Consider the following 24,991-nt stretch of genomic DNA (forward strand, 5'->3'; position numbering starts at 1 on the left):
ATCATCACGGTCCGGTGCGGTCCCTGTCGGGGGCCGCACCGGACCGTCCATCCTCAGGAGCTGAGTTGGCGAACACCACGGGGTCACCGCAGGAGGTGGCCGCCACGCAGGTCCGCACGTGGCAGAAGGTGGTCGCGGGCGTGCTGTCGCTCGTCGTCGGTGCCCACCTCGCGGCGACGTTCCTGTGGATCGCGCCGAGCAACCCCGTGCGGCAGTCGGTCGCCGAACCGCTCACGACGTACATGCATCCCTTCTTCCAGCAGAACTGGTCCTTGTTCGCCCCGGCGCCGATCGCCGTCGGCCACTCGCTCGAGGTCCGGTCGTTCGACGCGGAGCTCGAGCCCACGGCCTGGACGGACGTCACCGCGCTCGAGATGACGAACCTGACGCACGAGGTGCTGCCATCGCGTGCCAGCAGGCCCACCCGCTTCCTCGCGGCGAGCGCCCGTGCGCAGTTCAACAGGCTGAGCGACGACGAGCTCGCCGCGCTCGGTGGGCACTACCACAGCGACGCGTGGCCGCGCCTGCGTGAGGCGATGCTCGCGGCCGAGGGGTCGTCGAGCACCCAACGGATCGACACGGTCCTCAGCTACGACCGGACGATGGCGGCGTACGCGACGGAGTTCGCGCGCGCGACGGCCGGCACGACCGGTGCGGAGCCGGTGTACGTGCAGTTCCGGGTGGTGCGTCAGCCGTCCCGCACGTTCGAGCGGCGCGACGGCGACCTGCCGGACCCGACGGTCTACACGTTCGGGCGGCGGCCGATGTACGAGTACGCCGACCAGGACTCCGAGAAGTTCCGCGAAGCGATCGAACGGTTCCAGTCATGACATCCTCCACCGTGGCCACGGTCCGCGACTACGTGTCCGAGCGGGTGGACGCCGGGCTGACGTGGGTGACGGCCGCCCGGCGCGCGACGTACGGGACGTCTCTGGTGCGGCTCGCGTTCGGCGTCGGGGCCGTCGTCTACCTGCTGGTGAACTTCCAGAACCGGCACTACCTGTGGGGCGACGCGGCCCGGTGGGTGAGCCCGCGCGACGCCAACGGCGGCTTCGGCTGGCCGTTCACCTTCTTCGCCGGTGGGTCGGGCGCGACCGAGCTCACCGTGAAGTACCTGCTGCTGTTCGTCGTCGCGTGCCTGTTCACCGTCGGGTGGCACACCCGGTGGATGGCTCCCGCGATGCTGCTGCTGTGGACGAGCCTGCTCGAGTCGAACCCGCTGACGGGTGACCAGAGCGACAACATCTTCCGCATCCTGCTGTTCTACTTCTGCTTCGCGGACATCGCGGGGCGCTGGTCCCTCGATGCCCGACGTCGGGCGCGGCGGCTCGCGACGTACGGCGCGCCGCGGCCGCTGGGCCGGCTCGGCTCCCCCACGCTCAACTCGCGGGTGAGCGAGGCGGGCACGCTGGTGCACAACTTCGCCGTCATCACCGCGGGTGCGCAGATCTGCATGATCTACGTCGCGTCGGGGCTGTACAAGGCGCAGGGTGCCCGCTGGCAGGACGGCACCGCGATCTTCTACCCGATGCAGCTCAGCCACTACCGCCCCTGGCCTGCGTTGAACGACCTGCTGGTGTCGAACTCTTTCATGGTCGCGGCCGTGACCTACTTCGCAGTGTTCATCCAGCTGTTCTTCCCGCTCCTGCTGCTGCGCCGCACGACACGGATCATCGCGATCGTCGGTGTCCTCGCGATGCACGCGGGGATCGGCTTGTTCATGGGGCTTCCCTTCTTCTCCCTGTTCATCATGGCGGGAGACTGCATCTTCGTGCGTGACTCGACCTTCCGGGGGATGGAGGAGCGGGTGCGCCAGAGGTTCGGCCGCGACCGGCGTCCGGCAGGCATGGCGGACGGCCCTACGGCACGTCGGACAGCGGCGCCCGAGACCGCCGGCTCGCGCGGTTGACCTGATTCGGCAGCGCCCCTTCCATTTCCCTCGCTTCGCGGCTAGCCTCGGTTGACCCGACGGCTCGACGGAGAGGCGACCGCGTGGAGAAGTCCCCTGCCCGACCCGTGCGCGCACGGGTCGCGATGGTCGTCGCGCTGGCCGTCGCGGGCTTCCACATGATCGGGACGTTCTTCTACACGGCACCCTCGACCCCCGCGACCGCGGAGGTCGGCGGCCCGTTCACCGCGCACATGCGCCCCTACTTCGGGCAGAGCTGGCGCATCTTCGCGCCCGACCCGCAGACGATCGACCTGCGGATCTGGGTCCGGGCGGCCTACGACTCGCCCACCGGCGAGCAGACCATGACCGACTGGGTGAACCTCAGCGAGGTCTTCAACGCCCAGGTGCACCACGCGGTGCTGCCGGCCCGCACCTGGCGGATCCCGGTGAGCCTGCACCGGTACCACTCCGGTGCGCTCGAGGACCTGTCCGACACCCAGCAGGCGGTCGCGTTCGCCGATCACACCGGCGCCGAGGGTCGCGAGGCGCTGCGCGACGCGCTGCTCGGGGCAGGCGCCAGCGTCTCGACCGTCGAGTCCTACCAGCGGGCGGAGGACGCGCTCTACGAGCTGGGCTCGAACGCCGCGTGGGTCCTCTGGCCGGACGTCGCGCCCGGCGCGGTCCAGATGAGCACGTCGACCCAGGGCGTGGTCCCGTTCAGCGAGCGCCACACCACCGGTGTGCAGCGCCCGGCAGAGTCGTTCGTCCGCCTCGGTTGGCGCGCCCCGCTCGAGAGCACAGCCGCCGAGCGCGCCGGCTTCGCGGAGGCCTTCGGCAGGTACGTGCCGTGAGCACCCGGCAGCAGGTGACGCACTCGCTGAGGGAGACGGTGCGAGCGGGCGAGTCATGGATGCTCGACTCGCGCAAGGCCTCCTACGGGGTGGCCGTCCTGCGGATCGGGTTCGGTGCGATCCTCGCGGTGCAGCTCGCGGTCACGTGGCCGGACCGGCACCTCGCCTGGGGTGCCGGGCGCAGCTTCGCGCAGGGCCGGGTCGACACCGACGACTTCCCCGCGGCCCTCGACGCCCTCTTCTCCGGCTCCTCCCCCGGGGTCCTGTTCGACCTGCAGTACCTCCTCCTGCTCGCGCTGGCCGTGGCGCTGATGCTGGGCTGGCGCGCACGCCTCGTCGTCCCGCTCGTCCTCGTCGGCTACGTGGCACTGGTGCGAACGAACCCGTTCATCGGGGACGGCGGTATGCAGCTCATGCGCATCGTCCTCGTCTACCTGCTCATCGCGGACACGTCGGGCCGCTGGTCGATCGACGCACGCCGGCGTGAACGTCGGCACCCCGGCGAGTCGCGGGCACGCCTGGGCTGGCCGGGCACGCTCCTGCACAACACCGCCGTGCTCCTCATCGCGTTCCAGATCTTCGTCGTCTACGTGGCGTCGGCGATGTACAAGATCCAGGGCGGGCTGTGGCAGCACGGCTCGGCGATCTACTACGTCTTCCAGCTCGACGAGTTCTCGACCTGGCCCGAGGTCACCGCCTGGCTGTCCGGGAGCGGCACGCTCATCACGGTCCTCACGTACAGCGCCGTGTTCGTCCAGCTCTTCTTCCCGTTCCTGCTGCTCAGACGCGGGACCCGCGTCGTCGCGCTGGTCGCGATCACGGGCATGCACCTGGGGATCGGCCTGCTCATGGGCCTCATGTACTTCTCGTTGACGATGATCGCCATCGACGCCATCTTCGTCCGCGACGTCACCTACGTCACCGTCTCGACCCGGGTGGCGAGATGGTGGCGGGAGCGACGTGCCCGACGTCGAGCGGGCATCTCACCTCCGGGCGCCGCCTCCGCGGCGGAGGAGCACCGCACGACGGTGCCCGCCGACGCGTGACGCGTCGGCGGGCACCGGGTGTATCAGGTCTGCTGTGGCCAGCCGTCGGTCGACCGTCGACAGACCGTCAACCGACCCGGTGCAGCCAGCGGACCGGTGCGCCGGCGCCGGCGTACCGGAACGGCTCGAGCTCGTCGTCCCACGCCTTGCCGAGCGCCAGGTGCAGGGCCTCGCGCATCGCTCGCGGGTCGTGCGCGTGCTCGAGCGCGACGCGAATCCGGTCCTCGGGGACGACGATGTTGCCGTGCACGTCCGTCGCCGCGTGGAAGATGCCGAGGTCGGGTGTGTGGGACCACCTCGCGCCGTCGGCGCCGTGACTCGCCTCCTCGGTCACCTCATACCGCAGGTGCGACCAGCCGCGCAGCCCGGACGCGATGCGTGCTCCCGTGCCCTGGGCACCCTGCCAGGAGTACTCGGCCCGGTAGAGGCCACGCGCTGCCGGCTGCTCGGTCCAGTCCAGCGAAACGCGCACGCCGAGGACGTTCCCGGCGGCCCACTCGAGATGCGGGCACAGGGCACGGGGCGCTGAGTGCACGTAAAGAACACCGCGGGTGATGGCACCAGCCATGTCTGCCTCCCTAGGTCGAGGTTTCGTCTTCCCCAACGTCCTCACCCAGGCGTGCTCAACGGCTGACCACCGCACGTGCGGCGTCCTTCGTGCATATCCTGCCCGACCTCGCGCCGGAACGCGAGGTGGAAGTTCTCCGGGCGTGGCGGCCCGCTCCTCAGAGCTGGGCGCGCAGCTCGCGCATCGCCTTCTTCCGGACGGCCCGGTCGAGCCGGTCGAGGTAGAGCAGACCGTCGAGGTGGTCGCACTCGTGCTGCAGGCACCGGGCCATCAGCTCCGTGCCCTCGACGACGACCGGCTTGCCCTCGAGGTCGATCCCCTCGACGCGGGCGTACCAGGCGCGCCGGGTCGGGTACCAGAGGCCGGGCACCGACAGGCAGCCCTCGTCACCGTCCTGCGTGTCCTCCGACAGCTCGACGATGCGCGGGTTGATGACGTACCCGATCTCGTCGTCGATGTTCCAGGAGAACGCCCTCAGGTTCACACCGATCTGGTTGGCGGCCAGGCCCGCCCGACCCTCGGCGTCGACCGTCTCCACGAGGTCCGCGACGAGCGAGCGGACCCGGTCGTCGATCGTCGTGATCTCGTCGCACGCGGTGCGCAGCACGGGGTCGGGGACGGTGCGGATCTCTCTCATCGCCATGCCCGCATTCTTCCATGCGGAGGGGACGTGCCCGGCGTCACGACGGTCCGTCGCCCCGACGCCGGGCACGCTCGCTCACGACCTCACATGCGGGCGTACCGTGCGCGGGCAAAGGAGTAGATGCCGTACGCGGCGAACCCGAGGCCCGTCGCCACGAGAAGCACGGCGCCGAAGGGCTGCTCGCCGATCGTCGCGAACGCCTCGTCGAGACCGCCGGCCTGCTCCGGGTCGCTCGTCACCGCGGCGACCACGAAGAGCGCCCCCAGGACACCCAGGGCGACACCCTTCGCCACGTACCCCACCTGCCCGAGGATCACGACGGCGCGACCGACCTGGCCGCCTGCGTTGCCCTGGAGGTCCTCGAGGAACTTCTTCTTCCACCCCTTGTACACGTGGTAGCCCCCGACACCGACGATGCCCAGGCCGACCGCACCGACGAGAACCTGCCCGGCCGGGTTCTGCATGACGGTCGCCGTCATGCTCTCCTCCTCGCCACCGCCACCGCCGCTACCCGTGGCGAAGCGCAGGGCGAGGAACCCCAGCGCGAGGTAGACGATCGCCTTGCCAGCCGCCTTGAGCCGGTCGACGGTCTCCCCCGTGCTCCCGGAGACGGCGACCGCGACCTGCCAGAGAGCGAGTGCCGCGAACGCCACGACGGCGAACCACAGCATCGCCGCTCCGCCCGGCGACTCGGCGATCGCCGACAGCGCGCCGCTCTGGCTCGCCGACTCCCCCGACGCACCGGTCCCCAGCCCCACCACGATCCACCCGAGCACGAGGTGCAGCACACCGCTGACCGCATATCCGCACCGCGCGAGGATCTCCAACCCACGGCTGTTCTTCGCCTGCCGTGCCGCACCCTGTCCGCTGTTCACCACCATGCTCCTCAGTCGCTCGAATCCTTCACTGTCTCTCCCCCGGCCGTGGCACGCACGTTCAGGTGCCGATCACGCAGGCTCGGGTAGCGTCCGACCGATGCGAGTTCCCGACACGCGGCCGAACCCGGCCCTGCGCGACCAGGTACCCGAACTGACCGCGGCGCTACCGCGCCTCGCGGTGCTCGACGCCCTCCGCTTCGTCGCGGCAGGCGCGGTGCTGTTCTACCACTTCACCGCCGTCGGGCACTCCTCCTGGGGTGCACCGACTCCCGAGGTGTTCCCGAACCTGCAGGCGACCACCGTCTACGGCTCGTTCGGGGTCCAGCTCTTCTTCGTCGTCAGCGGGTTCGTCATCCTCATGACCGCCTGGGGGCGGGACATCACCCGGTTCACCGTCTCCCGCGCGAGCCGGTTGTTCCCCGCCTACTGGGCATCGGTCCTGCTCACCCTCGTGCTGCTCGTCGTCGTCTCGCCCGGGCGCAAGTCCGTCGACGTCCCCGAGGCGGCCGCGAACCTCACGATGGTCCAGCGCGCGATCGGGCTCGGCGACGTCGAGTCCGTGTACTGGACGCTGTGGGCCGAGCTGCGGTTCTACGTCCTCGTCGGCGTCCTCGTCGCGATCGGCCTCACCCGCGGTCGCGTCATCGCGTTCATCGCGCTGTGGCCGGTCCTCGCGGCCGTCGCGAGCACCTCGGGCAACGAGCTCGTCTCGACCGTCCTCGTGGCGTCCGACGCGCCGCTGTTCGCGGGCGGCATGGCGCTGTACTGCCTCACGCGCGAACCCCGCTCACCCACGCTGTGGATGCTGCTGGGGCTCAACGTGCTGCTCGCGGCGGCCCACTCGGGCAGCATCCAGGCGACCCGCCTGGAGAACAGCACCGGCGTCGCGATCTCGGCCGGCGCGTACTGGACCGCGATCATCGTGTGCTTCGCGATCGTCGCGCTCGCCACGCTCACACCGCTCAACCGGATCTCGTGGAAGTGGCTCACCACGCTGGGGGCGCTGACCTACCCCCTCTACCTGGTGCACACCTCGTGGGGCCGCTGGGTCATCGAGTCGCTCTACCCGCACGTCACCGCCGCCGTGGCCCTCGCCGCCGCGGCCGGGGTCTCGCTGGTCCTGGCCTACGCCATCTACCGGTTCGTGGAGAGACCGCTCGGCCCGCGCATGCGCACCGCGCTCATGAAGGACCTGAGCGGGCGCACCAGCCACACCGAGCCCGCACACGCTGGTAGGCCAGGTGGGGCTTGAACCCACGACCGACGGATTATGAGTCCGCTGCTCTGACCGGCTGAGCTACTGGCCCTTCGGCGGACAAGACTACCGCCGCGGTCGCCCGCCGCTACCGTGGTGCCATGCCCTTGTTCCGCCACGGCCTCCCCGACGCCGTCCGCCGCTCGCTCGACCTGCCCGCGGGCGACAGCATCCTCACGTCGGCGGAGCTCGTCGACGGGTCCTGGGCGATCGCGTCCCGCGGTGCCCTGACGGTCGCCTCGGCGGACGCGGGAACCGCCGGCCCGGCGCGGACCCGGCCCTGGTACGACGTCGACCGCGCCGCGTTCGACCCGGAGACCACGACCATCACGATCGAGTGGGTGGACGCGGACACGACACTCCTGCCGCTGGCGAACGCGCGCCGCACGGCGCTCGCCCAGACCGTCCGCGAGCGCGTGCAGTCCTCCGTGGTCCTCGCGGAGACCCTGACGTTCCCCGGTGGGGGCAAGGCGAAGGTCGCGGTCCGTCGGGACGCACAGGGAGGTCTGTTCTCGCAGGTCGTCGCCCACCCGGGTCTCGACCTCGGCGATCCGTCGGTGATCGAGCGGATCGACCTCACGGAAGCACGGCTGCGCTCGGCGTCCGGACTACCCCTCTGAGGCTGCTAGAGTTTTCCCCGGCCCCACGGCACACGTCGTGACGGCCCGAACGATCCCGCGTAGCTCAGCTGGCAGAGCATCCGACTGTTAATCGGACGGTCGTAGGTTCAAGTCCTACCGCGGGAGCCGCTCACAGTGCAGGCCAGCGCCCTTCGGCGCTGGCCTGCGGCGCGTTGTGGGGGGCCGTGGTGCCCCGGGTCCGATCGAGGCCGTGGTGTGCGCCGGCCCAGCCGCAGTACGCTGTGCGTCCAGTCTGATCGCCAGGAGACCCATGGCAGCGAAGCAGCCCGCGATGTCGCCGTCCGACCTGCCGGTCGCGGACGTGCTCGACCGAGCCACCGGTCCGCGGCGCGCCGAGGCGGACGAGCTGCTCGCGCTCCTCGGCGAGGTCAGCGGCGAGCAGCCGGTCGTGTGGGCCGGCCGCATCATCGGGTTCGGGGAGCACGAGTACCGCTACGAGAGCGGGCACGGCGGCCGCGCTCCCCTGCTCGCGTTCGCGCCGGGCCCCGCGCAGCACACCATCTATCTCGTCAGCGACTTCTCGGAGCGCTGGCCCGAGCTCGTGGCCGCGCTCGGCAAGCACCGGGCGAGCAAGGTCTGCCTCTACCTCACGCGGTTGACGGGGGTGGACCGCAGCGCGCTGCGCACCCTGCTGGAGCGTTCGCTCGCCGAGACCTCGAGGTAGTCGTCCCGGCCGCTCAGGCGCTCTCCCGCAGGCGGCGGCGCTCCTGCTCGACCGCCAGCAGGGCGTGCCACGCCGTCTGGTAGGCCTCCGGGTCGGCTGCGGGGTCGAGGCGCTGCAGGCGGCTCTTGGCGTCGGCGACGCGGCGGGTCAGGCCGAGGTCGACGAGCGCCCGCACGACGCCGGCGACGTACGTGCCGACGACCTCCTCCCGGTCGGCCGGCATCGGCGCCACCGCGAGCTCGGTGATGATCGGCACCACGGTCTCGGGCGCCTGGTCGATCACCCGGTCGACCCACTGCCCGTCGGGGAGGGCTGCGGCCTCCCGGACGCCTCCCGCCGCACGGATCGCGGCGTGCACGGCGCGCCAGGCGGGCACGGCGAAGGCGTCCTGCCCGAGCTCGTCGAACGTGTCCGCCGGGACGAGGTTCGGGTGCTGGAGGGCGACGACCAGTCCCTGCCGCTCGAGCCGCGCCACCGGGTCGCGCGGGTCGGGCGTCGGGAACACGGGCCCGACGACGGGTGGGCCGACCTCCCCTGCTGACGGGCCGTCGTCGGGCACGGCGCGCGTCGGGCGGACCGGCGCTCCCGCGCTCTTGCCCGCGGCGGACACAGCACGCCGCACGGACTCGGCGTCCATCCCGATCCAGCCGGCGAGCATCCGGGCGTACTCCGGGCGCAGCGCCGTGTCCCGGATCCCGGCCACGACGGGCGCGGCCGCGCGCAGCGCCCCCACCCGGCCCTCGGCCGTGTCGAGGTCGAAGCTGTCGAGCGTCGTGCGGATGACGAACTCGAAGAGCGGCTGGCGCCCGTCCACGAGCGCCCGCACACCCTCCGGGCCGTGCGCCATGCGCAGCTCGCAGGGGTCCATCCCGCTCGGCTCGACCGCGACGAACGTCTGGGCGTAGAACCTCTGGTCCTCGCCGAACGCCCGCACGGCGGCCTTCTGCCCCGCGGCGTCGCCGTCGAACGTGAAGATCACCTCGCCACCGACCGACGCGCCCGACGCGAGCTGCATGCCGCCCCCGGCCGTCGTGTCGCCCAGGAGGCGGCGCACGATCCGGGCGTGGTCCGTGCCGAACGCGGTGCCGCAGGTCGCGACCGCCGTCGTCACGCCGGACAGGTGCGCCGCCATGACGTCGGTGTACCCCTCGACGACGACGACCCGCTTGGTCTTGGCGATCTCCCGCTTGGCGAGATCGATCCCGTAGAGGACGTGCGACTTCTTGTAGAGCGTCGTCTCGGGGGTGTTGAGGTACTTCGGCCCCTGGTCCTCCTCGTAGAGCTTGCGCGCGCCGAACCCGATGACCTCGCCCGTCACGTCCCGGATCGGCCACATGAGGCGACCCCGGAAGCGGTCGTAGCTGCCGCGCTGACCCTGGCTCATGAGGCCCGACGCCGTGAGCTCGGCCTCCGTGAAGCCTCGCCCCCGCAGGTGGCGCTGGAGGTTGTCCCACCCGGTGGGCGCGTACCCGACGCCGAAGTGCTCGGCGTCCGAGCGGTCGAAGCTGCGCTCTGCGAGGAACGCGCGGGCAGCGGCAGCGCCCGGGGCCATCAGCTGCTCCGAGAAGTACTGCCCGGCCACGCGGTGCGCCTCGAGGAGCCGCTGGCGCCGTCCCGGCTCCTCGGTGCGGCGCGGACCACCACCCTCCTCGTACCGGAGCTGAACCCCGGCGCGCTCCGCCAGGTACTCGACGGCCTCGGTGAAGCCGAGCCCGTCGATCTTCTGCACGAACGAGATGACGTCGCCGCCCTCGCCGCAGCCGAAGCAGTGCCACCGGCCCACCTGCGGGCGGACGTGGAAGGAGGGCGAGCGCTCGTCGTGGAAGGGGCACAGGCCCTTCATCGAGCCGACACCGGCGGACTTGAGCGTGACGTGCGCCGAGACGATCTCTTCGATCCGCGCACGGTCGCGCACCGCGTCGACGTCCTCGCGTCGGATCAGTCCAGCCACGGTGCCAGTCTAGGTCGCCGCGGAGCGGTCGACGTCGTCGTCCGCACGCGAGCTAGGCACGCGGTCGCACCATCTGCGCGTGCAGCTGGATCGCGGAGACGTCGGTGAGCGAGGCCACCTGGTCGATGACGACGCGCAGCCGGGCCGCGTCGTCGGAGGCGTCCTTCCAGTCCGCGGCGAACGGCTCCTCGAGGGACAGCGGCGCGCGGTCCGCGAGGACGTGCACGAGGTCGGCGACGACCTCGCGCTGGCGCTGGTAGAGCGGCTCCTGCTCGCGGGGTGCCATGACGTACGCGACCGCGATGCCCTTGAGCACGAGGATCTCGGCGAGCGTCGTGTCCGGGACGACGAGGCGGGCGGCGTACCGGGTCAGCGGCCCCTGGCCGTACTCCTCGCGCGTGGCCTGCTGCGCGGCGCCGCTGAAGCGCCCGATGAGCTGGCTCGTCGCGTCCTTGAGGGCCGCGAGCGCCCGCCGCGAGCCGTCGAATCCCGTCACGAGGTGCCCGGTGGACACGAGGCGGGAGATCGCGGCGTCCAGCGCGGCGGCGTCGTGGGCGCGCCCGTACCAGGAGTGCACCGCCTGCACGACCCGCGACCGCTCGGCCGGTTCACCGAGCAGCGCGAGGTCGATGCGCCCGCCGACCACGGCGTCCTCGACGTCGTGGACCGAGTAGGAGATGTCGTCGGCGAGGTCCATGACCTGCGCCTCGAGGCACTTGACGTCGACGGCGGCGCCCTCGCGCAGCCACTCGAAGACCGGGCGGTCGTCCTCGTAGACGCCGAACTTGTGGGTCGAGCGCCCGTCGGACGCCGGGGGGCCCTCGTCCGCGCCCCAGGGGTACTTGACGCTCGCGTCGAGGCTGGCGCGGGTGAGGTTGAGCCCGACAGGCTGGCCGTCGGCGGCGATCACCTTGGGCTCGAGGCGGGTCAGCAGCCGCAGCGTCTGGGCGTTGCCCTCGAACCCGCCGATGTCGACGGCGAGGTCCGCCAGGGCGCGCTCGCCGTTGTGCCCGAACGGCGGGTGGCCGAGGTCGTGGGCGAGGCACGCGGTGTCGACGACGTCGGGGTCGCAGCCGAGTGCCTTGCCGATCTCCCGGCCCACCTGGGCGACCTCGAGCGTGTGCGTGAGGCGGGTGCGCACGAAGTCGTCGCTGCCGGGGCCGAGCACCTGGGTCTTGGCGCCGAGGCGGCGCAGCGCGGAGCTGTGCACGATGCGGGCGCGGTCACGTTCGAAGGGCGTGCGGGCCTTGCTCTTGGGCGGCTCGGGGAACCATCGCTCCTGGTCCGTGCCGCTGTACCCGGGGGTCGGGTCGCTCGGGACTGCTCCAGCGGTGGGGTGCACGGGTCCACAGTAGTCAGTCCGTGCGGCGCCGGTCAGGCCACGCGCCAGACACCGACGGCCGGGCCGTCGCCGGAGAGCAACCACGCACCGTCGGGCAGGGACTCGTCGTCGGTGCGCGTCGGGGAGGTGGTGGGGACGGCGGGCAGGTCGAGGTGCAGATCAAGGTCGCCGTAGAGCCGCTCGGGAGCGGCCGCGTCCGGGCCGCCCACCAGTGCGGGGTGGAGCCGCACGCCGCGCCACGGGGCACGGGCGACCGCGACGAGGACGCGCTCGTCAGCGGTCTCGCGCAGGTAGACCAGGGCGTCGTCGTCCACGTGGACCCAACGCATGCCGCCGTCGCGCAGCGCACGCGACCCGCGCCGCAGGGCGACGAGCGAGCGGTACGTCTCGAAGGTCTGCTCGTCCCAGCGCTCCGGTTCGTCCCACGGCATGGTGGCGCGCGCGTGCTCGCCGTTGAGGCCGGTGAGCCCCACCTCGTCGCCCGCGAACATCACCGGCGTGCCGGGGTAGGTCACCAGGAGCGTCGCGGCGACCTCGACCAGCTCGTCCGAGCCGACGATCGAGCGCAGGCGCGGGGTGTCGTGCGAGCCGAGCATGTTCCACTGCCGCGCTGTCACGGACCACGGCAGGACGGCGTCGAAGTCCCGCATCGTCGCCACGACCTCGTGGCCGCCGCGGCGCGGGGTGGGGACCGGCAGGCCGAGGTACGGGACGGCCGAGTCCGCCGGGGACAGCCACGTCCACACCGGGCGCGTGAACGCCGAGTAGTTCATGTTGGCGTGCCACCCGTCGCCGTCGAGGTCGCCCGACGCGTCGTGGAAGTGCTCGCCGATCAGCACGGCGTCCGGGTCGATCTCCGCCATGGTCGTGCGGATCGTCCGCGCGATCTCGTGCGTGCGGTCCTCGGCGCCGTAGCGGCCCGTCATGTTGGCGACGTCGATGCGCCACCCGTCGAGGTCGAACGGCGCCCGCAGGTAGCGCCCGACGACGGAGCCCGGCCCCGCGATCATCCGCGCCGTGAGCTCGGGCGAGCCGTAGCGGAGCTTGGGCAGCGACGCGTGCTCGAGCCAGCCGACGTAGCCGGGGTCGCCGTCGGTCCAGTAGAAGAAGTCGCGCTCGGGCGCCTGCGGGTCGGCCAGCGCCCGCGTGAACCACTCGTGCCCCGCGCCTGTGTGGTTGGTGGTCAGGTCGCCGAGGAGGCGCATCCCGCGGTCGTGGACGGCGCGGGCGAGGGACGCGTAGGCTTCGTCGCCGCCCAGCAGCGGGTCGACGTGGTCGAACGTGCTCGCGTCGTACCGGTGGTTGGAACGGCCCGGGAAGACCGGGGTGAGGTACACGGTGCCGACCCCGAGCTCGGCCAGGTGGTCGAGGTGCTCCTCGATGCCGGCGAGGTCGCCGCCGTAGAGCTGCGTGCCGACGTCGGGCCCCGCGCCGTGCGGCTCGTCGCCCCAGACGGCCGGCCGCGCCCACGCAGGTGTCTCGCGCTCGTCGGCCGCGCCGGAGCGCGCGAACCGGTCGGGGAAGATCTGGTAGACGACGCCGTCGGCCATCCACGTCGGCGCGGGCGGGTGGACGGTCAGGCGAAAGTCCGCGGCGTCGGGCACGTCGCGCGTGTGCACCCCACGGCCGTTGAGCCAGAGGTACCCGCCCGGTACCTCGAGGAAGAACCGGTAGCTCGTCACCGGGTTGTGGACCAGCAGGTCGGCGACGAACCACCGCTCGTGCGCGTCCGCCGCGGCGCCCGGGTCCGTCGGCTCGGGCCGCGCCGGGCTGAGGCGGGGCTCACCGTCGCGGACCGTGCGCAACCACACGCTCCGGACCGGCAGGTCCGCCGGCACCCGCACGCGGACCGGGACCACGTCGCCGAGCTGCGGTGTCCCCGGCGGGACGTAGAGCTCGGAGCCGTCGTGGTGCGGGGACGGGCCCGCCGTGGGGACGCGCGCGGTGCTCATCCCTTGACGGACCCGGCCGTCAGGCCCGAGACGATGTACCGCTGCAGGAACAGGAACAGGAGGATGATCGGGATCGCGGCGAGCACGGCCCCGGCGGCGAACAGACCCCACGGTGCGTTGCGCTCGTCGGAGGCCCACTGGTAGAGCCCGACCGCGAGCGTGAACTTCTGCACGTCCTGGAGCACCACCTTCGCGATGATGAACTCACCGTAGGTCCCGACGAAGGACAGCAGTCCCACGACGGCGAGGATCGGTGCGACGAGCCGCAGGATGATCGTCCAGAAGATCTGCCCGTGGCTCGCGCCGTCGATCTTCGCGGCCTCGTCGATCTCGCGCGGCACCGTGTTGAAGAACCCGTACATGAGGAACGTGTTCACCCCGAGTGCGCCGCCGAGGTAGACCATGATCAGCGCGAGGTGGCTGTTGGTCCCCAGGACCGGGAAGACCTCCTTGAGGCTGAGCAGCAGCAGGAAGATCGCCACGACGGCCAGCATCTGCGGGAACATCTGGATCAGCAACAGGGCCGTCAGGGAGGCCCGGCGGCCGGAGAACCGGAAGCGGGAGAAGGCGTAGGCCGCGGCCGATCCCATGAGCACCGTCCCGATCGCGGTGACGGTGCAGACCAGCAGCGAGTTCCCCAGCCAGTAGCCGAAGTTCGTCCCGAACAGCTCGGTGTAGTTCGCCGGGTCGAGGGTGCGGAAGAGGTTGTTCGACCCCGTGAGCGTCCCGCCCGGGTTGAGCGAGGCGGAGAGCACGTACAGCAGCGGCAGGACGCAGTAGGCGATGACGACGACGCCCACGACGTGCCGCCACCCGACCTCGCGCCACCAGCGCCGACCGCGCAGCGTGACGTCCCGCACGGGCGGTGCGTCGTCGCCGCGGCCGGACACACCGCGGGCGAGGTCGGGCGAGGCCGTCGCGGCAGGCAGGTTCGCGGACATGGTCACAGCTCCTCGAGGGTGCGGGTCCGGCGGAAGCCGAGCCACGAGATGAGTCCGACGACGATGAAGATGAGGATCGACACCGCGCTCGCGAGACCGTACTGCTTCACGCCGCTCTCGAAGGCGACGGCGTAGACCATCGAGATGAGGATGTCCGTCGACCCGACGAGCAGCGGCGACCCGGTGAAGTTGGGACCACCCCCGGTGAGCATGTAGATCAGCGTGAAGTTGTTGAAGTTGAAGGCGAACGACGCGATGAGCAGCGGCGCCACCGAGATCATCAGCAGCGGCAGCGTCATCGACCGGAAGATCCGCAGCGGTCCGGCACCGTCGATGCGCGCCGACTCCACGACACTCGAGGGGATCGCCTGCAGCGCACCGGTCGCGATGAGGAACATGTACGGGAAGCCCAGCCAGAGGTTCACGCCGAGCACCGAGAGCTTCGCGAGCCAGGGGTCGGTGAGCCAGCCGATGTCGGCACCTCCGAGAAGCACCTCGTTGATGAAGCCGAAGCGCTCGTTGAGCATGCCCCGCCACACCAGCGCGGCGAGGAAACCCGGGAACGCGTACGGCAGGATCATCAGCGCGCGGTACAGCTTGAGCCCTCGCACCCGCGGATCGTTGAAGACGATCGCGAGGAACAGGCCGAGGAAGAAGGTCGTCGCCACCGACAAGAAGGCGAAAGCAAACGTCCAGGCGGTGATCTGCAGGAACGGCCCCGCGACGCGCGAGTCGGTGAACATCGCCGTGAAGTTCTCCATGCCGACCACGACGCGCCAGCCCGGCGTGAGGCGTTCACCGGTCGAGGAGACGAAGTTGCCCCGCTCGTCCGGCGCGTAGACCATCCCCGTCTCGGCGTGGGTGAAGGTGTCGCTCGCCTCGTCGTACTGCAGCACCGGGGAGTACACGTAGGCCACCGAGCCGTCCTGCGTGCGCAGACTGCCCTCGGCAGGGTCGTCGGAGATCGGCACCCGCATCGAGGTGATCTGGGAGGACTGGGCGGCGATCTCTGCGAACGACAGGACGTCGTAGCCCGGGAGGTCGGTCACGCGCCCGCCGTCGGCCGCGGCGCCGTCGACGGCGGACAGCGGCTCCTCGGGCGTCCCCACCTGGACGACACCGTCGCGCTCGACGGCGAAGGCCAGCTCGTCGTCGCGCTCCACGACGGTCACCGGAAAGCTCGGCGACCCGTCCAGGCGGCGCTCGTTCTGCGCGGAGATCGCGGAGATCGCGTCGGGCTTGGTCGAGTTGTGGCCGTCGCCGTAGTTCGTGAAGGCGACGTACCCCGTGTAGACCATGACGAAGATCTGGTAGACGAACAGCAGCAGCAGGCCCGGCACCAGATACTTGGCGGGCACCGCGCGGCGCGAGAAGTACACCCAGTTGACGACCACGAGGGCGACGACGAGGAAGGCGACGATCCCCCAGGAGCCGACCGCGCCGGCGGCGAGGATGCCGTAGAGGCCGAGCGCGTCCACCAGCATGACCAGCAGCAGCTTGGCGAGGAAGCCTGGCGAGACGTTGCGCGCGTGGGAGTCGCCGCGCCGGGCGATCAGGCCGCCACGGCCTCGTCCGCCGTCGCCGCCGGAGCGACGGGTCATCTCACCGGATCCCCGGCCAGGCGCGCTTCCGGGCGAGGTGCCGGTCGACGTGCCGGTCGACGTGGAGCCGGCCGTTCGTTGGTCACTCATGTCTTGCCTCCGACGGGCGCACCGGGCGCACGGATGGTTCACACGCACTGGGTCGTGCAGGGACAGGTCGTGCACGGCCCGACCTCGGTCCTTCCGAGGCCGGCCCGTGGGGGCGAAGGTCCGCCCGAGGGTCAGCCGTCGATGGCCGACTGGATGTTGTCGACCATCGTGGTCCATGCGGCAGCCGGGTCACTGGCCTGTCCGGAGATGATCTGGACCTCGGTCGTGCCCCAGAACTGCCACACCGAACCCATCTCGGGGATGGACGGCATGGGCGAGTCACCGGCGGCCTCGTTGAAGCCGGCGATGATCGGGTCGTCGATCGCGTCGGCGGACGCCGTGAGGGCCGGCACACGCCCACCGCTCTCGAACAGCGTGGTCTGCACCGCCTCGGTCCCGAGGAAGTTCACGACGAACTCGTTGGCGAGCACGGCGTTCTCGGTCTTCGCGCTGATGAACGCACCCTGGACACCCACGAACGGCTCGGCGGGCTCGCCACCGGCGCTCGGGACGGGCAGCACGGTGACGTCCATGTCCGCGGCGAGGAAGTCGGCGACGTACCAGGGGCCGGTCACGATGTACGGGGACTGACCGTCCAGGAAGGCCTGCTTGGCCTTGTCGCCGTCGATGGCGGTGTCGATGACCTTGTCCTCGCCGAGCTGGCCGAGGTATGCGGCGAACGCCTCGCCGTTCTCGCCGCCGAGACCCAGCTCGCTGGAGTACGAGCCGTCCGCGTTCTGCTCGAAGACCGGCGCACCGAACGAGGTCTGCAGCGGGTACATGTGGTACGCGTCGCCTTCGTCACCCTGCTGGATGAGGATCGGGTAGTCGGCGTCGATCTCGTCGTTCTGCGCCACGAGACCGTCGAACGTGTCGGGGGTCTCGGAGACGAGCTCGTTGTTGCGCACCAGGGCGATGTTCTCGATGGCGTACGGCGTGCCGTAGACCTGGCCGTCGTACGCGAACGCCGCGACCGACACGGGCGAGAACTCTCCCGCCTTGTCGCCGAGCTCGACCGGCTGGACGACGCCGTTGTTGACGAACTCACCGGTCCAGTCGTGCGCACCGATGACGACGTCGGGGCCCTCCCCGGTCGGCACCTGCTGGACGAACTCCGTGCGGATGTCGCCCGAGGCCTTCTGGACGAGCTCGACGTCGACGCCCTTCTCGTCCTTGAACTGGTCGACGAGCGGTGCGAACGAGTCGATACGAGTCTCGTCGACCCACACGACGAGCGACCCGGTCACCTCGGGCGCGGTCGTCTCGTCGTCGGTGGTGGTGGCGTCGCCCGCGGGCTCGGCGGACGCGCAGGCGGTCAGCGCGAGCGTCGTCCCGAGCGCCGCGGCAAGAAGGATGCTCCGTCGCATCTGAGTCACTCCAAGTAATCCGGTGCTGTAGCCGCGACCGGTTCACCACCGACCTTGGCCCTGATGGGACCGACCGTAGAGCGCCGACTGGCATTCTTGCAAGTCGTTGCGGTAACTTTCACGCAACGGTTTCAGGTAGTCGGAGAACGGCGCCGGATCACCGCAGTTCACGACTCACCCGCACCAAACCAGGACGAGGAGGTCCGGTGTCCCCTACGCTTCCCCACGTGCGCACCCGTCTCACTGATCTCGCCGAACAAGCCGGCGTCAGCACCGCGACGGTCTCGCGCGTCCTCAACGGGAAGGCCGGCGTCTCGAGCGAGACCCGGCAGGCGGTCCTCGCAGCGCTCGACCTGCTCGGGTACGAACGACCGGAAAAGCTCCGGAACCGCTCGGCCGGACTCGTGGGCCTCGTCGTCCCCGAGCTCACCAACCCCGTCTTCCCTGCCTTCGCCCAGACCATCGAGTCCCTGCTGTCGGAGCACGGCTACACGCCGCTGCTGTGCACGCAGTCGCCCGGCGGGACGACCGAGGACGAGTACGTCGAGATGCTGCTCGACCACGAGGTGGACGGCATCGTCTTCGTCTCCGGACTGCACGCCGACTCGCTCGCCGGTCGCGAGCGCTACGAGCGCCTGCGCAGCCGCGGGATGCCGATCGTTCTCGTGAACGGCTTCGCCGAGGGCATCGACGCGCCGTTCGTCTCGACCGACGACGTCGCCGCGATCGAGCTGTCGGTGCGCCACCTGGAGTCCCTGGGGCACCGCCGCATCGGCCTCGCGATCGGGCCGGACCGCTTCGTGCCCGCCCAGCGCAAGCAGGGCGCGTTCGCCGACGCCCTGCTGCGGCACGGGCTCGTCGAGGACCCGGCGTCCGCCGCGGACGAGCACACCGTCGTGACGCTGTTCTCCGTGGAGGGCGGCCAGGCGGCCGCGGTCGAGCTCCTCGACTCCGGTCACACCGCGATCATCTGCGGCTCGGACCTCATGGCGCTCGGGGCCATCCGGGCGGCGCGCTCGCGTGGCCTGGACGTCCCCGCCGACGTCTCGGTGCTGGGCTACGACGACTCCCCGCTCATCGCCTTCACCGACCCGCCCCTGACGACCGTCCGCCAGCCGGTGGCCGCCATGGCGCAGGCGGCGATCAGCGCACTGCTGACCGAGATCGGCGGCGCCCGCGCGCCGCGCACCGAGCTCCTGTTCCAGCCGGAGCTCATCGTCCGCGGGTCGACGGGTGCTGTCCCGCCGGCACGTTAGGCGCTTACACTCGAGAACGACGGGCTGAGCGACCCGAGGCGACCGTCGTGCCTCGAACAGTCGCGACCGGCGCTGCACACCGGCACGGCCCCCACCCGCACACCACACACCGAGGACCGACGTTCATGACTCGTATCGATTCGACACCGACCTCCGCGATGCTCGCGCCCACCCTCCTCCACGCCGGCCAGGCCGGCTCCGAGTGGTGGCGGGACGCCGTCATCTACCAGGTCTACCCGCGCTCGTTCGCGGACGGCGACGGCGACGGGATCGGCGACCTGGTCGGGATCACGAACCGCCTCCCCCACTTGCAAGCGCTCGGGGTCGATGCGGTGTGGCTCTCCCCCTTCTACCGCTCGCCGCAGAAGGACGCCGGCTACGACGTCGCCGACTACCGGGACGTCGACCCGCTGTTCGGCACGCTCGCCGACTTCGACGCCCTGCTCGCGGAGGCGCACGGCCGCGGCATCCGCGTGATCGTCGACCTCGTGCCCAACCACACGTCCGACCAGCACGTGTGGTTCCAGGCGGCGCTGCCCGCCGCGCCGGGGTCGCCCGAGCGCGGCCGCTACATCTTCCGGGACGGCCAGGGTTCCGACGGCGAGCTGCCGCCGAACAACTGGCAGTCGATCTTCGGCGGACCGGCCTGGACCCGCACGACGAACGACGACGGCACCCCCGGACAGTGGTACCTGCACCTGTTCGACTCCTCCCAGCCGGACCTCGACTGGGAGAACCCCGAGGTGCGCTCCGAGTTCGAGGACGTGCTGCGGTTCTGGCTCGACAAGGGCGTCGACGGCTTCCGGATCGACGTCGCGCACGGCATGATCAAGGCCCCCGGGTTGCCGGACTGGGACGGCACCGTCTCGATGGTCGAGGGCACCGAGGGTGGTGAGGTCGTCGACCTCGGCGCGCCCGAGGACGGCTCGACCGGCGCCGGCAACTCCGGCCCCATGTTCGACCAGGATGGCGTGCACGAGATCTACCGCGCCTGGCACCGCGTCCTCGCCGAGTACGACGGCGACCGCGCACTCGTCGCCGAGGCGTGGGTCGAGCCCCTGTCGCGTCTCGCTCGCTACGTGCGCCCCGACGAGATGCACCAGGCCTTCAACTTCTCGTTCCTCACCACGCCGTGGTCGGCCGCGCCGCTGCGCACCGTCATCGCCGCGTCGCTGCACGCCAACGACGAGGTCGGGGCGCCCACGACCTGGGTGCTGTCGAACCACGACGTCGTCCGCCACGCGTCCCGGCTCGGTCTGGCCGAGCCGGGCCTGCGGCCCAACGGGATCTTCGCCCACGAGGCGCAGCCGGACGAGGAGCTCGGCCTGCGCCGGGCCCGCGCCGCGAGCCTCCTGATGCTGGGCCTCCCGGGGAGCTCCTACCTGTACCAGGGCGAGGAGCTCGGGCTGCCTGAGCACACGTCCCTGCCGAACGACGTCCGGGAGGACCCCGCGTTCTTCCGCACCGGAGGCACCGAGGCGGGCCGCGACGGCTGCCGCGTGCCGATTCCCTGGGAGGCCGACGCCCCGGGCCTCGGCTTCGGCCCGACCGGGAAGACCTGGCTCCCGCAGCCGGAGGCCTACGCCCGCTACGCAGCGGACACCCAGCGCGGTGTCGCCGGCTCCACCTACGAGGTGTATCGCACGGCGCTCGCGACGCGTCGTGCCGAGCAGCTCGGCTCGGGGACGCTCGCCTGGGTCGAGGAGTACGCCACCTCCGCGGACGTCGTCGCACTCCGCAACCGCGAGGTCGTCGTGCTCGCCAACCTCGGGGACGAGCCCGTCACCCTCCCGCGCGGCGCCGAGGTGCTCCTCGCGTCGGGGCCGGTCATGACCGACCGCTCGGGCGACCCGCAGGTGCGCGTGCCGTCCGACACGACGGTCTGGCTGCGCGCACTCTGAGCCGCCCGTCCTGACGCGCGGACGACGGCCGGCTCCCGCCACTGCGGGAGCCGGCCGTCGTCGTGCACCGGTGCCGGTCTCGGCCGTGCCGGAGGCGCCTACCCGGTGATGCCGTAGTGCTCGCGGACGTCACCGACGTCCGGGACACCGTTGAAGCCGAGGCCCTGTCGAGGGTCGGCCAGCTCGGACCCGTCCTCGAGGTAGTAGTGCTGGGGCGTCGCCCAGACGTCCTTGATGTCCGGCTCGGCCGCGACGGCCCGCAGCACCTGCTCGACGGCGGACCGGGCCTCCTGCTCGTCGAGCGTCTCGAGATGGACACCGACGCGCTGCCAGCCGCCACCGAGCTGCTCGCTGCAGTCGACGTCGGTGGACGCCACGCCGTCGACCGCGAGGATCGCCCGCGAGTAGGGCTCGCCGCAGTCCCCCGAGGACGAGCACCCGCCCAGCGCGAGCGCCACGACGGGCGCGGCGAGCGCGAGCAGCGCCGCCGGCCACCGGCCCCGACGGGCCCGGTTCGATCCGGTCATGGTCAGTCCCTCCTGCCGACGGTGACGTCCACCGCGTTCGTGTTCTGCGCGGTCCCGCCGAGGAATCCCCGCTCGCGCAGCTGTTGTTCGTACGCCGCGAGCGCGGGGTCGGAGCTGTTCGCGATCGAGCTGCTGTACTCCTGGTGGGAGTGGTTGGTCACCGCGTCGTACCACGGGCCCGGGTTCGGCAGGGTCACCGTGCTGTGCTGCGGGCCCGACTGGTCCGAGAGGCTCGGAAGGCCCGGGAGGATCGGGAGCGCGGGCTGGGCCGGGTTCGGGACGTACAGGGCGTCCTCCATGTCGAGGCGCGGCACGACGTCCGTCGAGTGCTGGAGCTCGAGGACCGAGACCCGGGGGTCGACGTGCGCGCTGTCGATCGGCGAGCCGAACGTCACGGCGTTCGTCACGTTGTACCGCGAGACGAAGTCGGGGTCCGCCGTGAGGTCGGCGACCGTCATCCCGCCCTGGGAGTGCCCGACGAGCAGCACCTCCGCGCCTGGCGGAATGTCCGCGTTGCGCATCGCGAGCTCGACCGCCTGCGTCATCGTGGAGGTCCCCCCACCTGCGGTGACGAGGTTACCCGTGAGGTCCATAGGGTTCGCGCCCGCGGCCGGGGACCACGACTGTGTGCCAGGGACGCTCACGACCACCCGCGGCCCGCCCGGCCCGTCGACGGTCGTCACCCGCACGACGCCGTCGCCCGCGTTGTAGGCGTCGGTCACGCTGCCCGTGAGGTCGTCGAGGCTGCCCGGCACGCGGACGTCACCGTCGGGTACGGGGGATGGTGTCCCGGCGTACGGTTCGCCGTCGTCGAAGATGTTCGCCTCGTCGCCGGTCACGGTCGTCCACAGCGCTCCGCCCGTCGAGCCGAGGAGGAGGATCTGGGACGCGACGACCTCCGTGGTGCGCGGCCAGCGGCCGTCGAGGATCGAGCCGCCGGTCGCGTCCCAGAGCTGCCCGGCGGCGTCGCCCACGTTGAGCCAGTCGTCGGACGTCGCGTCCCACCAGTCGCCGACGCCGTCGAGGACGTCCTCGCCGCGATCACTCAGCCAGTCGAGCGCGTCGGCGCCGGCGCCCCACAGGTCCTCGCCCCGGTCCTGCAGCCAGTCGAGGGGGCCGCCTCCACCGTCCGCGCTCCCGTTGCCGGAGCCCGACGCGCCCGCGAAGGCGGACCCACCGGATCCGGCGTCGGTCGAGGCGGCCACCTGCTCCTCGACGTTGCGGCGCACCGTGCCCGCGGTACCCCGCAGCGCCATGCCGACGCGCACGAGCGAGGGCGCGAGCTCACCGCTCCAGCGCGCGCGGAAGTCCTCCATGTCCGGGCCCAGGCCGAACGGCAGCCCCATCCGCGCGTCGATCCGGGCACGAGCCGACTCGAGGTCATCGGCGGCCTGGTCCAGCGCGTCACCGAGCCCGCGGACCGCCGTGACGTCCATCCCCCACATGCCGGCGCTCACCGGTCATCGCTCCGGACGCCGTCCCTGGCGCCGTCGGCACCGCTCGTCGCGGGCGACGTCGCGTCGATCGCCCCGACGAGCGCCCAGCGCAGCTCGGCCGCGACCGCACCGGGCGCACGCTCGACGAGCTCCACCTCGGCGTCGCGCAGCTGCACGTCGAGGAGCCTGCCGCTCGCGACCGACCACCAGCGGGACCAGACGACGGTGGGTGCGCTCGGCGTCGGCCACGCCTCGACGACGACGACGAGCGACGCCTCCTCGTCCTCCGCGAGGGCGCGTGCAGCGGGTGGCAGTCCCGCGAGACCTTCGCCGGAGCGCAGCCTCTCGGCGTCCGCACGGCCCAGGACGGTCCGCGTCGACTCGCTCGACGCCCCGCCGGGGGCGGGCGGCGCCGTCAGCTGCTCGACCGGCGGAAGGAGCCGCCGCAGGGCCGGCCACAGGTCGTCGACCGTGACGAGCACGACGTCGACGTGGCCCGAGAGCTGCGTGACGTCGAGCTCGCGGGGGCCGGGTTCGCCGCGCACCGCGTCGTGGACCAGCAGGACCCGGTCGTCGACGAGCGACAGGCGGGTGGTCGCCGCGACCGGGCCGGCGGTCGCCCGCAGCGAGGCCCGGACCGGGGCGAGGAGGTGCTGCCCGAGCGCCGCGGCCCACGCCGCCGTGAGGCCCCCGGACCGGTCGGCGATCCCGAGCTCACGGAGCTCGGCGTCGACGTCCCCGTCCTGGCCTCCCGGGACCGCGGGCGTGTCGGCGCCGACGGTCTCGACGCCGTCGGCCTCGAGCCGTTCCTGGACGATCCGGACGGCGTGCGCCCACGCTCCCCGCGTCACCCGCAGTGCTCGCACCCTGACTCCTCGTGTCGTCCGTGGCCCGCGCCACCGTCCTGCTCGCGCAGGCTAGCAGCCGGCTCCGGCGCCGACGATGGGGAGCGCTCCCCGTCCGGTGCTCAACCGCCCGACACGCTCAGCTCCGCCTCGCGCAGCCGCTCGGAGTGCTCGACGTCGAGCTCGCGTGAGTCGAGCCAGCCGTACGGCAGGTGGGGCTTCTTGGGCGACCCCGCCCGACCCCGCTGACCCTCAGCGGCCTCTCCCGGGTAGGGCGCGTCGAGGTCGAGCGCGTCGAGCAGGCCGCGCAGCTCGCCAAGCGTCGAGACCATCGCGAGGGACCGGCGGGCGTCGCCCCCGACCGGGTAGCCCTTGAGGTACCAAGCCATGTGCTTGCGCAGGTCGCGCATGCCCTTCGGCTCATCGCCGTCGAAGTAGTCGATCATCAGCTCGCCGTGGCGGTAGATCGTCTCGGTGACCTCGCGCAGGCCGGGCCGCACACGCTCGGGCCGGCCGGCGAAGGCCGCGGCGAGGTCGGCGAACAACCAGGGGCGGCCCTGGCAGCCGCGTCCGACGACGACCCCGTCGCACCCGGTCTCGCGCACCATCCGGACGGCGTCCTCGGCGGACCAGATGTCGCCGTTGCCGAGGACGGGGACGTCCGTCACCGTCTCCTTGAGCCGCGCGATGGCGGACCAGTCGGCGGTGCCGGAGTAGTAGTCCGCGGCGGTGCGCGCGTGGAGCGCGACCGCCGCGACACCGAGGTCCTGCGCGACGAGCCCGGCCTCGAGGTAGGTGAGGTGGTCGTCGTCGATACCCTTGCGCATCTTGACGGTCACGGGCACGCCGTAAGGTCGCGCGGCCTCGACCGCGGCCCGCACGATCGACGCGAACAGGTCCCGCTTCCACGGGAGCGCGGAACCGCCGCCCCGACGGGTGACCTTGGGGACGGGGCAGCCGAAGTTGAGGTCGACGTGGTCGGCCCGGTCCTCCCCCGCGATGATCGACACGGCGGCCCCCACGGTCACCGGGTCGACGCCGTAGACCTGCGCCGAGCGCGGCGACTCGCCCTCGTCGAACGTCACGATGCGCAGGCTCTCGGGGTTGCGCTCCACGAGCGCTCGGCTCGTGACCATCTCCGCGACGTAGAGCCCGGCGCCGTGCTCGCGGCACAGGCGCCGGAAGGCCGCGTTGGTCACGCCGGCCATCGGTGCGAGGACGACGGGGGTCTCGACGACGTGGGGACCGATGCGCAGGGGCGGCAGGATGCGGCTGCCCGGGGCGGGGACGTCGTCGGACAGGGTGGTGCTGACGGAAGAGGCGGGGGATGTCACGTCACCCATTG

At 71.8% G+C, this 24,991-nt stretch carries 22 protein-coding genes and 2 tRNA genes; 10 read left to right on the forward strand and 14 right to left on the reverse strand.

All coding sequences use genetic code 11. The features are described 5' to 3' along the window. Nucleotides 1-65 precede the first annotated feature (65 nt). From OHL10_RS09810 to OHL10_RS09825, 4 genes are all read left to right on the forward strand, one after another. Entirely contained in the window at nt 66-830 is a 765-nt protein-coding gene (locus OHL10_RS09810; RefSeq protein WP_265522028.1) for a DUF5819 family protein, read from the forward strand. Continuing rightward, nucleotides 827-1,909 carry an HTTM domain-containing protein gene (locus tag OHL10_RS09815; RefSeq protein WP_265522029.1) on the forward strand — a complete coding sequence of 361 codons (1,083 nt, stop codon included), beginning with the start codon at nt 827-829 and terminating at the stop codon, nt 1,907-1,909. The genes OHL10_RS09810 and OHL10_RS09815 overlap by 4 nt, the downstream gene beginning before the upstream one ends. An 83-nt stretch (nt 1,910-1,992) precedes the next feature. Continuing rightward, nucleotides 1,993-2,742, forward strand: coding sequence for a DUF5819 family protein (locus OHL10_RS09820; RefSeq protein WP_265522030.1), 750 nt, complete (start codon nt 1,993-1,995; stop codon nt 2,740-2,742). After that, nucleotides 2,739-3,788, forward strand: a complete 1,050-nt coding sequence (locus OHL10_RS09825; RefSeq protein ID WP_265522031.1) for an HTTM domain-containing protein — start codon at nt 2,739-2,741, stop codon at nt 3,786-3,788. Before OHL10_RS09820 ends, OHL10_RS09825 begins: the two co-directional genes overlap by 4 nt. A gap of 67 nt (nt 3,789-3,855) precedes the next feature. On the opposite strand, the gene OHL10_RS09830 is transcribed toward OHL10_RS09825, so the two are convergent. From OHL10_RS09830 to OHL10_RS09840, 3 genes are all read right to left on the reverse strand, one after another. Next, nucleotides 3,856-4,356 (reverse strand): DUF3145 domain-containing protein, encoded by a 501-nt coding sequence (locus tag OHL10_RS09830; RefSeq protein ID WP_265522032.1) that lies wholly within the window; start codon nt 4,354-4,356, stop codon nt 3,856-3,858. 157 nt (nt 4,357-4,513) lie between these two features. Beyond that, the gene (gene def, locus OHL10_RS09835) at nt 4,514-4,999 is read right to left on the reverse strand and encodes a peptide deformylase (protein ID WP_265522033.1); all 486 of its coding nucleotides are present in this window, start codon (nt 4,997-4,999) and stop codon (nt 4,514-4,516) included. 83 nt (nt 5,000-5,082) lie between these two features. Next, nucleotides 5,083-5,880, reverse strand: a complete 798-nt coding sequence (locus tag OHL10_RS09840) for a DUF1206 domain-containing protein (RefSeq protein WP_265522034.1) — start codon at nt 5,878-5,880, stop codon at nt 5,083-5,085. A 94-nt stretch (nt 5,881-5,974) separates the two neighbouring features. Between OHL10_RS09840 and OHL10_RS09845 the strand changes: the two genes are divergently transcribed. Continuing rightward, nucleotides 5,975-7,129, forward strand: coding sequence for an acyltransferase family protein (locus OHL10_RS09845; RefSeq protein ID WP_265522035.1), 1,155 nt, complete (start codon nt 5,975-5,977; stop codon nt 7,127-7,129). Here OHL10_RS09845 and OHL10_RS09850 read toward each other — a convergent pair. Next, nucleotides 7,108-7,184: transfer RNA gene (locus tag OHL10_RS09850), tRNA-Ile, on the reverse strand. The genes OHL10_RS09845 and OHL10_RS09850 overlap by 22 nt on opposite strands. A gap of 49 nt (nt 7,185-7,233) precedes the next feature. Between OHL10_RS09850 and OHL10_RS09855 the strand changes: the two genes are divergently transcribed. The 3 genes from OHL10_RS09855 to OHL10_RS09865 all read left to right on the forward strand — a co-directional run bounded on the left by OHL10_RS09855 (nt 7,234) and on the right by OHL10_RS09865 (nt 8,437). Continuing rightward, complete coding sequence (locus tag OHL10_RS09855) at nt 7,234-7,752, forward strand: hypothetical protein (RefSeq protein WP_265522036.1); 519 nt, start codon at nt 7,234-7,236, stop codon at nt 7,750-7,752. 53 nt (nt 7,753-7,805) lie between these two features. Continuing rightward, nucleotides 7,806-7,878: transfer RNA gene (locus OHL10_RS09860), tRNA-Asn, on the forward strand. A gap of 145 nt (nt 7,879-8,023) precedes the next feature. After that, nucleotides 8,024-8,437, forward strand: coding sequence for a DUF1801 domain-containing protein (locus tag OHL10_RS09865; protein WP_265522037.1), 414 nt, complete (start codon nt 8,024-8,026; stop codon nt 8,435-8,437). 13 nt (nt 8,438-8,450) lie between these two features. Here OHL10_RS09865 and dnaG read toward each other — a convergent pair whose 3' ends face one another. The 6 genes from dnaG to OHL10_RS09895 form a co-directional block, all read right to left on the reverse strand. Next, on the reverse strand, nt 8,451-10,388 hold the full coding sequence (gene dnaG / locus OHL10_RS09870) for a DNA primase (protein ID WP_265522038.1): 1,938 nt from the start codon (nt 10,386-10,388) through the stop codon (nt 8,451-8,453). Between the two features lie 52 nt (nt 10,389-10,440). Next, nucleotides 10,441-11,730, reverse strand: coding sequence for a deoxyguanosinetriphosphate triphosphohydrolase (locus OHL10_RS09875; RefSeq protein ID WP_265522039.1), 1,290 nt, complete (start codon nt 11,728-11,730; stop codon nt 10,441-10,443). 32 nt (nt 11,731-11,762) lie between these two features. Then, complete coding sequence (locus OHL10_RS09880; RefSeq protein ID WP_265522040.1) at nt 11,763-13,682, reverse strand: glycoside hydrolase family 13 protein; 1,920 nt, start codon at nt 13,680-13,682, stop codon at nt 11,763-11,765. Continuing rightward, nucleotides 13,679-14,623, reverse strand: coding sequence for a sugar ABC transporter permease (locus OHL10_RS09885; RefSeq protein ID WP_265522041.1), 945 nt, complete (start codon nt 14,621-14,623; stop codon nt 13,679-13,681). Before OHL10_RS09885 ends, OHL10_RS09880 begins: the two co-directional genes overlap by 4 nt. Before the next feature lie 2 nt (nt 14,624-14,625). Next, nucleotides 14,626-16,224: an ABC transporter permease subunit gene (locus tag OHL10_RS09890; protein WP_265522042.1), complete on the reverse strand. Its 1,599-nt coding sequence runs from the start codon at nt 16,222-16,224 to the stop codon at nt 14,626-14,628. Between the two features lie 221 nt (nt 16,225-16,445). Then, nucleotides 16,446-17,681 (reverse strand): sugar ABC transporter substrate-binding protein, encoded by a 1,236-nt coding sequence (locus tag OHL10_RS09895; RefSeq protein ID WP_265522043.1) that lies wholly within the window; start codon nt 17,679-17,681, stop codon nt 16,446-16,448. A 227-nt stretch (nt 17,682-17,908) separates the two neighbouring features. Between OHL10_RS09895 and OHL10_RS09900 the strand changes: the two genes are divergently transcribed. Then, nucleotides 17,909-18,937: a LacI family DNA-binding transcriptional regulator gene (locus OHL10_RS09900; RefSeq protein ID WP_425498990.1), complete on the forward strand. Its 1,029-nt coding sequence runs from the start codon at nt 17,909-17,911 to the stop codon at nt 18,935-18,937. Nucleotides 18,938-19,062: 125 nt separating this feature from the next. Then, complete coding sequence (locus OHL10_RS09905) at nt 19,063-20,838, forward strand: glycoside hydrolase family 13 protein (protein WP_425498991.1); 1,776 nt, start codon at nt 19,063-19,065, stop codon at nt 20,836-20,838. Between the two features lie 98 nt (nt 20,839-20,936). Here the strand turns inward: OHL10_RS09905 and OHL10_RS09910 are convergent, their stop codons facing one another. From OHL10_RS09910 to dusB, 4 genes are all read right to left on the reverse strand, one after another. Continuing rightward, nucleotides 20,937-21,365: a hypothetical protein gene (locus OHL10_RS09910; protein ID WP_265522045.1), complete on the reverse strand. Its 429-nt coding sequence runs from the start codon at nt 21,363-21,365 to the stop codon at nt 20,937-20,939. 2 nt (nt 21,366-21,367) lie between these two features. Further along, the gene (locus tag OHL10_RS09915) at nt 21,368-22,822 is read right to left on the reverse strand and encodes an alpha/beta hydrolase family protein (protein ID WP_265522046.1); all 1,455 of its coding nucleotides are present in this window, start codon (nt 22,820-22,822) and stop codon (nt 21,368-21,370) included. Then, nucleotides 22,819-23,667 carry a hypothetical protein gene (locus tag OHL10_RS09920; RefSeq protein ID WP_265522047.1) on the reverse strand — a complete coding sequence of 283 codons (849 nt, stop codon included), beginning with the start codon at nt 23,665-23,667 and terminating at the stop codon, nt 22,819-22,821. The genes OHL10_RS09915 and OHL10_RS09920 overlap by 4 nt, the downstream gene beginning before the upstream one ends. A 101-nt stretch (nt 23,668-23,768) precedes the next feature. Continuing rightward, nucleotides 23,769-24,989 (reverse strand): tRNA dihydrouridine synthase DusB, encoded by a 1,221-nt coding sequence (gene dusB / locus OHL10_RS09925; RefSeq protein ID WP_265522048.1) that lies wholly within the window; start codon nt 24,987-24,989, stop codon nt 23,769-23,771. Nucleotides 24,990-24,991: the final 2 nt, after the last annotated feature.

Source organism: Oerskovia flava (genome assembly GCF_026163685.1).
GTDB classification, from domain to species: domain Bacteria; phylum Actinomycetota; class Actinomycetes; order Actinomycetales; family Cellulomonadaceae; genus Oerskovia_A; species Oerskovia_A flava.